The sequence below is a fragment of the Cochlodiniinecator piscidefendens genome (genome assembly GCF_011326755.1).
GTDB classification, from domain to species: domain Bacteria; phylum Pseudomonadota; class Alphaproteobacteria; order Rhodobacterales; family Rhodobacteraceae; genus Cochlodiniinecator; species Cochlodiniinecator piscidefendens.
On record NZ_JAAOIE010000002.1, the window covers coordinates 653,786 to 666,682 of the forward strand.

11 protein-coding genes are annotated in these 12,897 nt (G+C 51.7%); 6 read left to right on the plus strand and 5 right to left on the minus strand.

Annotated features, from left to right (window positions below; genetic code table 11):
- Nucleotides 1-162: 162 nt before the first annotated feature.
- From G9C99_RS07980 to G9C99_RS08005, 6 genes are read left to right on the plus strand one after another with little or no spacing between them, the layout of a single operon-like run.
- Nucleotides 163-2,262: a TonB-dependent receptor domain-containing protein gene (locus G9C99_RS07980; protein ID WP_166416911.1), complete on the plus strand. Its 2,100-nt coding sequence runs from the start codon at nt 163-165 to the stop codon at nt 2,260-2,262.
- A gap of 13 nt (nt 2,263-2,275) precedes the next feature.
- Nucleotides 2,276-2,731 (plus strand): hypothetical protein, encoded by a 456-nt coding sequence (locus G9C99_RS07985; protein WP_231704009.1) that lies wholly within the window; start codon nt 2,276-2,278, stop codon nt 2,729-2,731.
- Nucleotides 2,731-3,372 (plus strand): MotA/TolQ/ExbB proton channel family protein, encoded by a 642-nt coding sequence (locus G9C99_RS07990; protein ID WP_166416912.1) that lies wholly within the window; start codon nt 2,731-2,733, stop codon nt 3,370-3,372. Before G9C99_RS07985 ends, G9C99_RS07990 begins: the two co-directional genes overlap by 1 nt.
- Entirely contained in the window at nt 3,362-3,745 is a 384-nt protein-coding gene (locus G9C99_RS07995; RefSeq protein WP_166416913.1) for a biopolymer transporter ExbD, read from the plus strand. The genes G9C99_RS07990 and G9C99_RS07995 overlap by 11 nt, the downstream gene beginning before the upstream one ends.
- Nucleotides 3,742-4,119: an ExbD/TolR family protein gene (locus G9C99_RS08000; RefSeq protein ID WP_166416914.1), complete on the plus strand. Its 378-nt coding sequence runs from the start codon at nt 3,742-3,744 to the stop codon at nt 4,117-4,119. The genes G9C99_RS07995 and G9C99_RS08000 overlap by 4 nt, the downstream gene beginning before the upstream one ends.
- A complete protein-coding gene (locus tag G9C99_RS08005) occupies nt 4,116-4,961 on the plus strand; it encodes a cell envelope integrity protein TolA (protein WP_166416915.1) in 846 nt (281 codons plus the stop codon). The genes G9C99_RS08000 and G9C99_RS08005 overlap by 4 nt, the downstream gene beginning before the upstream one ends.
- Nucleotide 4,962: 1 nt before the next feature.
- Here G9C99_RS08005 and tcuB read toward each other — a convergent pair whose 3' ends face one another.
- Genes tcuB through G9C99_RS08030 form a run of 5 tightly spaced genes read right to left on the minus strand, consistent with a single transcriptional unit; the run spans nt 4,963 to nt 12,894 of the window.
- Nucleotides 4,963-6,057, minus strand: coding sequence for a tricarballylate utilization 4Fe-4S protein TcuB (gene tcuB, locus G9C99_RS08010; RefSeq protein WP_166416916.1), 1,095 nt, complete (start codon nt 6,055-6,057; stop codon nt 4,963-4,965).
- Nucleotides 6,047-7,426 carry an FAD-dependent tricarballylate dehydrogenase TcuA gene (gene tcuA / locus G9C99_RS08015; RefSeq protein ID WP_166416917.1) on the minus strand — a complete coding sequence of 460 codons (1,380 nt, stop codon included), beginning with the start codon at nt 7,424-7,426 and terminating at the stop codon, nt 6,047-6,049. Before tcuA ends, tcuB begins: the two co-directional genes overlap by 11 nt.
- Nucleotides 7,419-9,089 carry a thiamine pyrophosphate-binding protein gene (locus tag G9C99_RS08020; protein WP_166416918.1) on the minus strand — a complete coding sequence of 557 codons (1,671 nt, stop codon included), beginning with the start codon at nt 9,087-9,089 and terminating at the stop codon, nt 7,419-7,421. Before G9C99_RS08020 ends, tcuA begins: the two co-directional genes overlap by 8 nt.
- A gap of 2 nt (nt 9,090-9,091) precedes the next feature.
- On the minus strand, nt 9,092-10,450 hold the full coding sequence (locus tag G9C99_RS08025) for an amidase (protein WP_166416919.1): 1,359 nt from the start codon (nt 10,448-10,450) through the stop codon (nt 9,092-9,094).
- 38 nt (nt 10,451-10,488) lie between these two features.
- A complete protein-coding gene (locus G9C99_RS08030) occupies nt 10,489-12,894 on the minus strand; it encodes an FAD-dependent oxidoreductase (RefSeq protein WP_166416920.1) in 2,406 nt (801 codons plus the stop codon).
- Between the last annotated feature and the right edge of the window lie 3 nt (nt 12,895-12,897).

A 12,897-nucleotide genomic window follows, 5' to 3' on the forward strand; every position in this document is an offset into this window, starting at 1 on the left:
TAATATACATCGTATGTTGCTGGAGCGCTAAAAATTAAGAATTTCTGAATCTGCTTTTCTATTAGTTGACATTTTTAGTCAAGCTTTCTAAACGACGTTTATTCACATCGCATTGCAAGCCCCATGGCCAGCCTTATCTGCGGAAGGACTGGAATGAGGGATATGAGAAAAACTACGATATCGCGCCACGGCGCGCTAATGATGTCTGCCGCTGTGGCAGCATTTATGGCAACTCCAACATTTGCGCAGGAAGCACCCGACGGCCTATTTACAATGCTTGGACGCATTGTTTTTGGCGTTGGTTCAGAGCGTGTTGCAATTGACGTTCCGCAGGCGGTTTCTGTCTTGAACGAAGACGACATTGACCGCGAACAGGCGTCTACAGTCGGCGACATTTTGGAACAACTGCCCGGTGTTTCAACTGTTGGGTCTGAATCGCCCTACGGCGAAAGCTTTAACATCCGTGGGATCGGCACAGGTGGGGCGGCCGATGAATCACGCATTGTTATGCTGATTGATGGGGTCGGTAAATACTATGAACAATACCGCCTTGGTTCATTGTTCACCGAACCTGAGTTTTTTAAACGTATCGAAGTATTGCGTGGGCCAAGTTCATCCACTCTCTACGGTTCAGGTGCGCTGGGTGGCGTGATCGCCATGGAAACCCGCGACGCCTCTGATTTCTTAGAAGACGGCGACACCTTTGCTGTGCGCCAAAGATTGCAATTCGGGGACAATGGCAACGGTCAGCTCAGCTCAACCATCCTTGCCTTCGCCCCTGATGACCGTTTTGAGGCATTGCTCGGCTTTAACTATCGCAGCAGTGACAATGTCGAAAGCGGCGCAGGCACAGAATTGTTTGGGTCCGAAGGCACCTCCCGCTCAGGAATTGCAAAGGCCACATATAGATTTGGCAACGACCTCGATCAAAGCTTTGAATTTGCCTACATCCGCAATGAATCCTTTGTGAACGACCAAATTTATAACCTCGTCGATGCCACAACGACGTGGGGGACTGTTGATCGGGATTTCACAGACACCACAGCCTATGCGCGCTACAATTTTAATCCTGCTGGCAACAGCCTTCTCGATCTCGACGTCCAGCTTTCGTATTCAGAAACAGCAGTTGATATGAGCGATCCACAGGCAATATTCTTGCCGCTTGCTGATTATTCATATGAAACCACATCTCTGAAAATCGAAAACCGCGCCGAATGGTCTGGCGAAAACTTTGATAACTATCTAACCGTTGGCCTATCATACGCGGACCAAACGCGTAGAGCGGAAATCGATCCATCTGTAGGCGGTGGCGGCATTAGTTATCACCCAGCTGGCGAGACCCAAACTCTTGGTTTATATGCGCAAAACGAACTTGTTTTTGATGATCGTTTTACCATCATCACAGGCTTGCGCGCAGATCGCCAAACACAGTCCCCTAGTGGGCTGATCACCGGCGTAACCAATGACACGACGACGACGGCGCATGCGGCTAATCTAGCGCTTCATTATCAGATCAATGACAATCTTTCGGTGTTTGGTTCTGCGTCATACACAGAACGTCTGCCCACCATTGACGAAGCCTACGATACCCGTGCCACAAGCGGTGGCGCATCTGATCCAGCTCTCGACACTTTGAACCCTGAAACCAGCCAGAATTTTGAAATTGGGGCTGCTTATACAGCAAACTCCATTTTCAACAGCTCCGATCAGCTCTCTTTCAAAGGTGTAGTTTTCCGCAACAATATGGAAGACCAGATTGCGCGTAACAATGCAGGTACAGCGGTGGGCGCAATCACGCCAACCTACATCAACTTGGATCGCACACGCATCGAAGGTGTTGAACTTGAGCTTGCGTATAATTCTGAGCGCGTTTTTGGATCGCTTGCCTACACCCATCTTGAAGGCGAAAACATTGGAAACCCTGCTGCTGCAAATGCGAACCTAGAGGATCAGATCCCAGCAGACAGCGTCTCAATGTCACTTGGTTATCGTTTTGTTGAACAAAACATCGAACTCGGCTGGACTGGAACTTACGCCGATAGCGCGGTTCGTTATTCGCAAGGCGCGGCTATCAATTCCCCAAGTTACTTTGTGCATGATGTGTACGCAGCATGGCAGCCTGATACTGGCCTCTTCGAAGGCAGTAAAATCCGGTTTGGTGTCTCCAATCTGTTTGACGAAGATTATCGGTCGCACTTGCAGTCAACTGGTACCCGCAGAGCCGGGCGCACAGTTACCCTGACCCTTTCCAAAACATTCTAAACAAGGTGACACTATGAAATATCAAGGCGGCTTTTCTTTCATGTTTAATGGTGCAATTGGCGTGATCGCCGGATGCGTTGCCTTGATAGCTCCGGCGCAGGCACAATCGCCAGCGCCGGGGCCCGAACTTTTCATTGAACTCAATACAGTGAGCGAAATTGAAAACGGGTGCCGGCTCGCTTTTCTAGCTCAAAATACACTTGGCAGTGATTTAGACGCTCTCGTTCTGGAAACCGTTTTATTTACAAGTGACGGAAACGTAGAGCGTCTGACATTATTCGACTTCCAAGATCTGCCCCAAGGTCGCCCACGTGTGCGCCAATTTGATCTGACAGGCGTGCAATGCCCAACCCTAGGAGATGTCTTGATCAATGGCGTCAACCAATGTGATGGCGAAAATATCGATCAAAACGCGTGTTCTCAGAATTTGAAACTTAACAGCAATACAAACCATGAGGTTTTAGGCTGATGTTCATTCAAAACATTGTTGATGCCGTTACAGGATTTATCGCTTTAGGTGGCCCAGTTGTAGCACTCTTGCTTCTCATGTCCGTTGTATCTGTAGCTGTTGTCACAGCGAAAATCTGGCAATTTCACAACGCTGGGGTTGGCCGATTTCGTGACCTTGAACATGCATTAAATCAATGGGATTCCGCAAACAAACCCGTTGCGGTCGACGCATTGAACCAGAGTAAAAACCATATAAAAACTATTCTCCTTGGCGCTATTTTATCTGACAAATCAACCGAAGCATCAGACCGATACGAAACCCAACTTGACGAACAAATGGCGCGGCTTGAAACTGCGTTTCGACTACTGGATAGCATTGCCCAGCTCGCGCCCTTGTTGGGCCTATTTGGCACAGTTCTTGGAATGATCGAAGCGTTCCAAAGCCTGCAAGATGCAGGGACCTCTGTTGACCCGAGCTTGCTCGCTGGTGGGATTTGGGTCGCTTTGATGACAACTGCGGTTGGTCTAGCGGTCGCCATGCCAACATCACTTTTGCTAACCTGGTTAGAAAGCCGCGTTGCTCGGGAACGGGTATTTTCTGAAAAGGCGTTGCAATCTGTTTTGCACCCCTTGGCACATGAGCCCCAACATGGCCAGTAAAGGGTTTCAACGTCGCCGTTTATCAATGACGCCGTTGATCGACATCATCTTTCTATTGCTGCTTTTCTTTATGCTCACATCGACCTTCACCCGGTTTGCTGAAGTTCCACTGATCCAAGCGGGAACACAAGGAATAACCAGCACTGACGCACCTCAGCGTATTTTTGTGCGACTTACACGGGACGGGCTGACAATCAACGGCGCGCCTCATGATTTCGCAAATCTGAAGCCCGCGCTGAGCAGGGTTCAAACCGGTGCGGCCCAATCGGATGTTCTTCTCTCAATCGGGACTCAAGTATCGTCCGAACTGTTCGTTAGAACCTTGGCAGATATTTCGACCCTCCCAAATTTTCGCGTGTCAGTCATCCGATGACTCGCCGCAGACCTGAACCGCGCAAACCTGCGGAACCCACTATTACGCTCATCAATGTTGTTTTTCTGATGTTGGTGTTTTTCCTTATTGCAGGTACGGTCGCGCCGCCACTTGATGGCGAATTAAAACTGATTTCCACCGACCAACTGGAAGGGCGTCAACCACCGGATGCCATCGTACTACATGCCGATGGACGGTTGACGTTTCAGGGGTCTGTAATTGATCCTGCAGTATACCCCATAGAAGCGAACACAGCACTGCGCATCATTCCAGATCGCCAGTCAACAGCAGCCGCTCTTTTAGAAGCAAGCAGCGTTTTTCGGTCTCGCGGAGCGTCAGAGATCTACGTCGTAACCGAACGAGGCCTAAGATGAAGCACAAGACAACATTTGTTTTCGTCTCAACTTTGATCATGTCCGCAGCGCTTCATGCTGCTGGGTTTGGGCTAACATATAACCCGCCACGCGCCGAAATTGCCGGAGGAGCTACAGCCCAGTTTGCGTCGCTGGGAAATAGCTTTGAGGATCACGTTGCCGGCGCCCAACGCCCTGTTGAGCCCATGACAGAAGACGTCACCGATACAGCAGAACCAGAGGCGACTATCGCACCGCCATCGCCCAGCACACAAGCGCAAACCGCTGATCCCAATGTTCAAGCGACCGCTCCGATCCAAAGCCCCGTTGTCGTGTCACCACAGGTACACCAAACACCCCAAACCGATGTAAGCAGCCGTGTCACTGCGACACCTAATGTGCAAATCCAAATGCCTACAGAACGAACCAGACGCCCAACCACACGCCCTGACCCTCAGGTTCAGCAACAAGCGGCACAACGCCCCCGTGGATCAAACAACATTGATACACGCCGCGGTCAAAGCGATGGGCGCCGCGAGGCAACTGCTGCGGATGCTTCCGAAACGCCCACCCAAACACAAAACGAACGGGCCGGAAATGCAGCCGCTTCAAACTATGATGGCATCGTCTGGAACAGGCTAAGACGTACGCGTGTGCGCACTCCAAACGTTTCGGGCGAAGGCGTGGTGCAATTTCGTATCGCTGCAAACGGCGCATTGGACTTTGTTCGCATACAGCGTTCATCAGGAAATGATCGCTTGGATCAATCAGGCATCGACCACGTGCGGCGCGCGGCACCTTTTGCTCCGCCTCCTACAGGCGCCCGGCGAACTTTTGGCTATGTGTTTGAAGGCCAGCGCTAGGCTAGCCTTCCTTTTGTTGGGCATCCCGAACCAATGACGCCAGTCGATAAAATCCATGCACCATTTTGGAAAATGGCATGAGTAAGAAAAAGGCCAACACAGCCCCAAGATGTAATGCCAATAGAGATGGCATCAGCCCTGTTCCTCCGGCCCAGTATAGGGCAAGCCCGGTCACGGCGACGACAAACAGCAGCAGAACAAAGGCCATTTCCCCTCCCCAAACTCTTGTATCGCCAAGGTTTTTGTTTCCTTTAGGTTTCAGCCACGCCAATTTAGCCGTGCCCAAAGCCAACATAATACCACCCGAAACACCCAAGAGTTTGGGCAATGAGAAAAATGTATAGGGCGCTGGCATATCAAACAGATAGTGCATAACGGTTCCCGAACTCGTTGCTGCAAAGCACAGCAAAAAGCCCCACATCGTCAATTGATGCCCAACACGCCGCAATTGAGTAAAGTGGTCTTCGTCTTCGAAATTGCAGCCTTCCCCGTGGCCACCGGATAGGTTTTTCATTCGGGCCGCATCCTTTAACGCCGCCAAGGACGCCCTCACCCCGATTGGTTTTCCCCCAATATGATGCCAGAACTTTCGCATGCTTATCGTAATCGAAAGTAAGGGAAGCACAAAAGCAGGCAAAAAGATTGCCACCATCATGTTATGACTGAGTACCGCATAAAAGCCTTCACCGCCCGAGGACCCCAACCAACGTGCTGCGGCGAACATCAACGCAAAGCCGAGTATCACAAATGCGGCAATCGCCACGCCTGATCGGTGAAATGCCCGTGCAACCCCTTGCGGCCACGCATGATCTTGCCAGCTTTCTTGCCGTACTTCGGCCAGAACTTTGGGCAGGTTTAACGCGAATTCATGCGGTTCCGTGTATTGGCACGCATAATAGCACCCACGGCAATTATGACAAAGATTGGCGAGCTGCGTGATGTCGCCATCAGCAAAGGCCTTTTGTTTCGTTATCGCCGGAAAGACTGCGCAATAGCCTTCGCAATAGCGACAAGCATTACAAATTTCGATCTGGCGGCGGGCCTCTTCCGTCGGGGTGAGCCCATCGGCGAGCGCCGTAGTAGATTCAGTTGACATATTCTGCGGCCTCCTTGCCGGCGATGCGGCCAAAAACAGTGCCAATGGTCATTCCAAAACCCGCAAGATACCCCTGCCCTAAAATGGATCCAGCCATAGTTTCACCCGCAGCCCAAAGATTTTTAACAGCACCATTTGGCCCCTGTACTTGGGCTGTTTCATCAACCTTGAACCCCAGATAGGTAAACGTCACACCGGGCCGCAAAGAATATCCCAAAAACGGCGGATCAACGATGGGGCGTGCCCAATTGGTTTTGGAGGGTTCTAAGCCCTCAGTGGCGAGATTATCCAATTCGGTTGGCTTAAACTCACCGTCGCGACACGACGCATTAAATTCGTCAACGGTTGCCGTCAACGTGTCTGGATCCAACCCCAATTTCTCAGCGAGTTCCGCAATGCTGTCAGCCGTGACCGGGGGAAAGACCGAGGGCATAAACAAATCTTTTGATTTTGAGTCAATGATCGAAAAGGCGACCTGATCATCCTGCGCGGCCACAAGTCGACCCCAAATCGCATACCGCTTGGGCCAAACATCTTCGCCCTCATTGTAAAACCTTTTCGCGTGCTTATTCACAACAACGGAAAACGGTACGCAATCCAACCGGGTGACGATACCGCCGTCAAATTTTGGTGCACGCCCGTCAATCGCAACCGCATGACATTGGGTTGGATCGCCAACAGATTGTACCCCTTGATCCAACAAATCCTTTAAAACCGCGCCGCGGTTATAGGGCGTGCCCCGGATCAAAAAATTCGCAGCAGCAGGCCCCCACGCACGGGTTAACCATTCTATGTTGCCCTGAAACCCGCCCGACGCGACAACGACGCCCTTAGGTGACAGGCTATGGTTTTGGCCCTGATAGCTGTAGTCAACGCGCGTTATCTCGTCGCCGTTTAGCTCAAGGTGATCAACATGCGCATCATAAAGAACCTCAACACCAAGCGCCTCAGCCGTGCGGTAATACGCGTTGACCAAAGCCTTCCCGCCACCAAGGAAAAACGCATTGGTACGGCTTAAACTCAGGGTTCCAGAGAGTGAGGGTTGAAACCGTATGCCGTGGGCTTCCATCCATGGCTGACTGTCTTGGCTGCCTCGGATTGCAATCCGTGCAAGGTGTTCGTCGGTTTTGCCTTTGGTTACCAAAAGCAGGTCATTGAAGTATTCTTCTTCGTCATATGACCCCGTTAAAACGGAAAGCGGCCCATCATGCATGCACCGAAAATTCCGCGTATGGCGCGAATTGCCACCGCGATAATCTTTTGGCGCAGCTTCTAAAATAAGCACGCGCGCGCCCGTTTCCGCAGCCGTGATCGCCGCGCAGAGGGCAGCATTGCCGCCCCCTACAATTACAATATCGGGATCATTCATCATCTTGCGCTTTGAATAAATCTTTGCGCAGGGTCATCAATGCTTTGGGATCAATCTTTGCCTGAATGACCGTGGTTTGGCCTGAGTTGATTGCATCAGTCAGAGCTGCGCCCAATTCACCCGGCCCATTCACCCATATGCCATTTCCACCACAGAGTTTCGCAAATTCATCGTAACGAGGCGACTGGATTTCTGCACCCAACAACCGTCCACCATAGAATTCTTCTTGATACGCTTTTTCGGCACCCCATGCTTCATTGTCCAAAATCACCGCAACGATGGGCAGTTTGTTTTGGATCGCGGATTGGATTTCAATCATCGTGTAACCCATCGCGCCATCGCCCATAATCGCAACAACCGGGCGATCAGGTGTCGCCGCTTTGGCACCGATCGCAGCCGCAAGGCCAAACCCAACCAGCCCAAAGTCAAGCGGTGTGATCAACGACAGCGGTTCATAATGCGCCAAACGATCCGCGCCCTGCAGACAGGTGTTTCCTGTATCTAGTGTCACGATTGCATCCGTTGGCAGGGCGTCGCGCAGTTCCGCCAACGCGCGGCGGGGATGCATTGGAAGTGTGGCAATTTGTGCTTCTTCCTCGCGTTCTGACATCAGACTTGCCCAATCGTCTTGGAACGCTTTGCGCCAAACATCTGCATTGGGCGATGTGGCAGCCTCGGTCAGCGCCTCAGCAGTCAGTCGCGCATCTGCCTGTACCGCAATTTCCGCCGGGAAATACCGACCAACAGCAGAGCCATCAATATCAACATGGGCAATTCGAATGTCGGCCCCAACATAATCATTGCTATGGAAGGTTGAGTTAAACCCAAGCCGTGCGCCCAAAACAACCATGACGTCTGCTTCTTTGGTTAGGCGTGACGCGACCCTGTTGCCGCGCGGCCCAGCCTGCCCGGCAAACCAAGGATGCCCGTGGCGCATGACATCCGCATGACCCGTAGAAGCGACAACAGGCACTTCTAATTTTTCCGCAAGCGCCGTCAGCGCCTCACGACCTTTACCCCATTTAAAACCGCCACCAGCAAAAATCACCGGGCGTTCGGCCCCCGACAACATTTCAGCAATCGCAGCGAGATCATCCGCAGCAGCAGGCCCGGGGCGCGCAATATTAACCGGCGCAGGATCATTGGCCAGAATCATTTCAGCAAACAAATCACGCGGGACATGCAGCACAACCGGCCCACGGCGACCAGAATTTGCCAGACGAATAGCGTCTTCTAACATTGCAGGAAGGCGCGCCGCATCGCTGACCAAAACTGATTTTTTAGAGATTGGAGCAAACAATGCTACCTGATCAACCTCTTGGAATGTGTCTTTGGCATGGTCGCAGCGGCTAATGGCGCCCGCAATAACAACAAGCGGCGAATAGGCCAGCTGCGCCTCAGCAACGGCGGTGACAATATTGACCACCCCCGGCCCCGCCTGCGCACCAAGAACAACGCCGGGCTTACCAGTCATGCGTGCCCATGCATCTGCCATATGTCCCGCAGCACGTTCATCGCGTGCGCCCACATATTTGATGGCGCCATCTTTATACATCGCGTCATATAGCTCGAGCATCGATCCGCCCAAAAGCCCGAATACGGTATCGATGCCGTTGGCCTTAAGAACGTTGTAAACTGCGGTGCCGCCGTTGATCTTAGTCATGTTTAGGTTCCTGAATTAGCGCGCTCTATCATTCGAGCAAAGCGCAGAAGTTTTGCGTCTGACCCTTTAGGGCCGGTAATATGTAGCCCAACCGGCAAACCATCTGATGAGGTGCCAAAGGGAATCGTAATTGAGGGGAGTTCGAGTGTCGGAGTAAGTGTGACGGTGCGCCAATCCTCGGGAAGTTCGTGGTCTTTTAGATCGGCGTCAAAGGCCAACCCGGTTGTGGTAGGCCAAAGCGCAAAGTCATAGGTGCTAAAGAAATCCATGACGTCATTCCAAACACGAGAGCGTTGCGCCTGATAGAGTGCCAAATCATTCAATGTTTGCGCCTCACCCGAAGCACAAGCGCTTTTGAAGCTATCGTTGGCCAGCTCCATATCTGGGTTCAAAGCGGCGCGCACCTGTAAGGCACATTGCCCCCGAATGACATCGCCAAAGGCCATCAATGGGTCCAGTTTGGGTGCAGTATCTTCATCTACATCCCAACCCAATTCCCGACACAGCTGCGTTATCGGCGAAAGTGCTGAAATGATAGATGCCTCAACATTTGCGCCAAACGGTGCGAATGACATCGCGATGCGGCCCGGATCCAGCGGCGTTTCTAAGGTTTCAAGCGAAGGAAGCTCGTTCCAATATCCCAAAGGTTGGAGCGTGGTATTGCCCTGCATCACCGACAACATCAGCGTCAAATCCTGTACAGAGCGCGCCATAGGTCCGGGCACGGAAAGTCCGTCAAAACTTGCCGGATTAGGATGATATGGAACCAAGCCAGACGTGGGTCGAAAACCTACAATCCCACACCAAGCGGCCGGGGTCCGTGTGCTTCCGCCTAGATCAGAACCGTCCGCCAAGGGCACCATTTTCGCCGCCAAAGCGGCTGCCGCGCCGCCTGAACTACCCGCAACGGTTTTTCGCAAATCATGCGGATTACGGGTGACACCGACCACAGCATTGGTTGTTTGGCCCGAAAACGTGAATTCAGGCGTATTGGTTTTCCCAACAATCACTGCCCCAGCTTCGCGCAAACGCTCCACATGCAAAACGTCATAATCTGGTACAAAGTCCTCAAAAGACTTTGACCCCCAAGTGGTCCGCAAACCTTTGGTTTCAAAACAATCTTTGATCGCAATGGGAACACCATGCAACGGACCTGCATATGTACCAGTAACAGCCAATACATCCAATTCCGCCGCACGCAATTCTGCCCGATCCCAATCAAAGGTCACAAATGCATTCACCTCACCATTTCGTTTCTCTGTTTGAGCGCGAAATGCAGCCAAAACTTCTGTAGCGCTTAGTTCAGCACCTCTTAGTTTTTGCGCCAGTTCAACCGCGCTCAGTGAAATGATTTCGTTCATATCATGTGACCCTTTTTGTTTTTGAACACCTTCTGATCTTAGTCTTCACTCCTTGGGCGCAGGTTTTCTGGGTCAAAAACGGCATCGTCGTGAATGGTCACTTCGTATTCGGTATTTAAAATTTGAACTTTCAGTCCTTCCTTGGATGTTCCTTTGCGAACAAAAAGCCAACCTAAGCTTTTACCAACGGTGTACCCGTAGCCGCCAGATGTAGTTAACCCAACAATTTTGCCGTTTTGGACAACTGGTTCGCCGCCATGAATATCAATGTTGTCGGCATGAAGTTCACCATAGAACAGTTCCCATTCCGGGGTACGTGCAAGTACAGCGTCGCGACCGGTAAAGTCTCGCCCTTCGCTGCGAACAAACCGTTCTAGCCCGACATCAAATGGGCCAATATCAGTGGTCAGTTCACCAGACGCACGGTAGGCTTTTTCCATACGCATACCATTAAACGCATAACTCCCGATGTCGGTTAGACCATGCTTTTCACCAGCATTGAACAAGGCATCATAAAGTTCTGTAATCCGGTCCAAAGGCGCGTGGAGTTCCCAGCCAAGTTCCCCCACAAATGAAACACGCAGGGCGTAACACGGTATACCCGCGACCATGATCTCTTGGCCAGACAACCAAGGAAACGCCTTGTTCGACAGATCGACATCCGTCAGTTCAGCCATGATTTTACGTGAATTTGGCCCGGACAGTGCCAACATGCCCCAATCCTGCGAGCGATTGACCATTTGAACGTCTTCGCCGTCACGAATATGCGATTTGATCCAATCAAAGTCAGGATTAGAACGTGCGATCGCAGACCCGGTAAAATACCGATCCTCTGCTATTCGCCAAATCGTAATTTCGCTTTCGAATTTACCTTTGGGTGTCAAAAGGTGGTTTAGACTCAAACGCCCGTCACGTGCAGGTATCTTATTGGCAGAAATTCGATCCAATACGTGCCCGGCATCGCGCCCAGTAATTTCAAACTGCGCAAACGCGCAAAGGTCAATTATGCCAGCCGTTTCGCGCGTCGCCTTAGCTTCGGCCATAGCGTTTTGATGCCAAGCCTGATGCCCCCAACCAATCGGTTCTATTTCACCAGGTTGATCTGCGAAATACCGTGGGCGTTCCCATCCGGTCACTTCGCCCATAACCGCACCTTTGTCCGCTAAGCGATCATAAAGCGGATGACGGTTGAGGGGGCGCAAGCTGTGAAACTGTTTGCCGGGAACGGGTGTATCATGACGGCGCATAAACTCATCTTTGGTGCGTTCCACGATGAAGTTATCGGTCGTGAAATTCCCGTAACGGCGCGGATCCATGCTGCGCGTGTTGATATTGGTTTCACCATGAACCATCCAATCCGCAAGCACCTTCCCAGCACCACCACCCCACGCGAGGCCAATGGATGATCCGCAAGACAGCCACACATTTGGCGCACCTGATGGGCCAACCAACATACCCCCATCTGGGGTGTGGGTAATCGCGCCGCGCACAACCCGTTTAATCCCAAGTTCCGCAAGAATTGGCATCTTATCAAACGCCACCATCAGGAAATCCCCGATGCTGTCATAGTCGGCTTCGAACAGCTCATTTTCAGCGGCCCAAGGCGCACCTTTGGGCATTGTCCAAACCGTTGGGCAAACATGTCCCTCATAAATACCGATCAGGCCGGATTTCTGTTCCTGCCGGATATACCCGCCAAAACTGTTATCACGCATGACGGGTAGTTCTGGGCGGCCTTGAAATTCAGGAACTGTGTCCGTCACCAAATAATGGTGCAAGCAAGATACCGACGGGATTTTCAAACCAAACCATTCGCCAACCTGGTTTGCATAAGATCCCGCAGCAATCACTACGTGTTCGGCCAATATTTCGCCTTTTTCCGTCTGCAGCAACCACATGTCACCCTTGCGGGCCGCACCGGTCACCTGATTATGACGTTCAATTTTTGCACCGCGCGCTCGTGTGGCTTGGGCCAGCGCCATGGTCACAGAAGACGGATCAATATGCCCATCTTCATAGGTGCGAACCGCTGCTTTTACATTGTCGATTTTATAAAACGGATTGACCTTTGCGACCTCTTCAGGCCCGACCAAATCCATCGGCAAATCAAGCAACCGCCCGACCCCCATGATGGATTTCATCCAGTCCACTTCGTCATCCGTTGTCGCGATGCGCAAGCCTCCAACTTCGTGCCAACCAATGCTTTGACCGGTTTCTTTTTCAACACGCTTATAGGTCTCGAGCGATGTTTTGTTGATCCACCCCGCAACGCGAGAACCAACCGCATGGGCAATCTGCCCCGCCGCGTGCCAAGTGGACCCAGAGGTCAGTTCGGCCTTTTCAAACAAAATGGTGTCTGTCCAACCGTTTTCCGCCAATTGGAACTGCGCTGCGACACCCATGATACCGCCGCCAATGATGGCAACTTGCGTTGTTCTGGTCATGAT

Bases quoted from the DNA above. Each gene is read 5' to 3' on its own strand.
- G9C99_RS07980 (WP_166416911.1), top strand. From the start codon at position 163: ATGAGAAAAACTACGATATCGCGCCACGGCGCGCTAATGATGTCTGCC.
- G9C99_RS08000 (WP_166416914.1), top strand. From the start codon at position 3,742: ATGACTCGCCGCAGACCTGAACCGCGCAAACCTGCGGAACCCACTATT.
- G9C99_RS08030 (WP_166416920.1), bottom strand. From the start codon at position 12,894: ATGACCAGAACAACGCAAGTTGCCATCATTGGCGGCGGTATCATGGGT.
- G9C99_RS07995 (WP_166416913.1), top strand. From the start codon at position 3,362: ATGGCCAGTAAAGGGTTTCAACGTCGCCGTTTATCAATGACGCCGTTG.
- G9C99_RS07990 (WP_166416912.1), top strand. From the start codon at position 2,731: ATGTTCATTCAAAACATTGTTGATGCCGTTACAGGATTTATCGCTTTA.
- G9C99_RS07985 (WP_231704009.1), top strand. From the start codon at position 2,276: ATGAAATATCAAGGCGGCTTTTCTTTCATGTTTAATGGTGCAATTGGC.
- G9C99_RS08005 (WP_166416915.1), top strand. From the start codon at position 4,116: ATGAAGCACAAGACAACATTTGTTTTCGTCTCAACTTTGATCATGTCC.
- G9C99_RS08020 (WP_166416918.1), bottom strand. From the start codon at position 9,089: ATGACTAAGATCAACGGCGGCACCGCAGTTTACAACGTTCTTAAGGCC.
- tcuB (WP_166416916.1), bottom strand. From the start codon at position 6,057: ATGTCAACTGAATCTACTACGGCGCTCGCCGATGGGCTCACCCCGACG.
- tcuA (WP_166416917.1), bottom strand. From the start codon at position 7,426: ATGAATGATCCCGATATTGTAATTGTAGGGGGCGGCAATGCTGCCCTC.
- G9C99_RS08025 (WP_166416919.1), bottom strand. From the start codon at position 10,450: ATGAACGAAATCATTTCACTGAGCGCGGTTGAACTGGCGCAAAAACTA.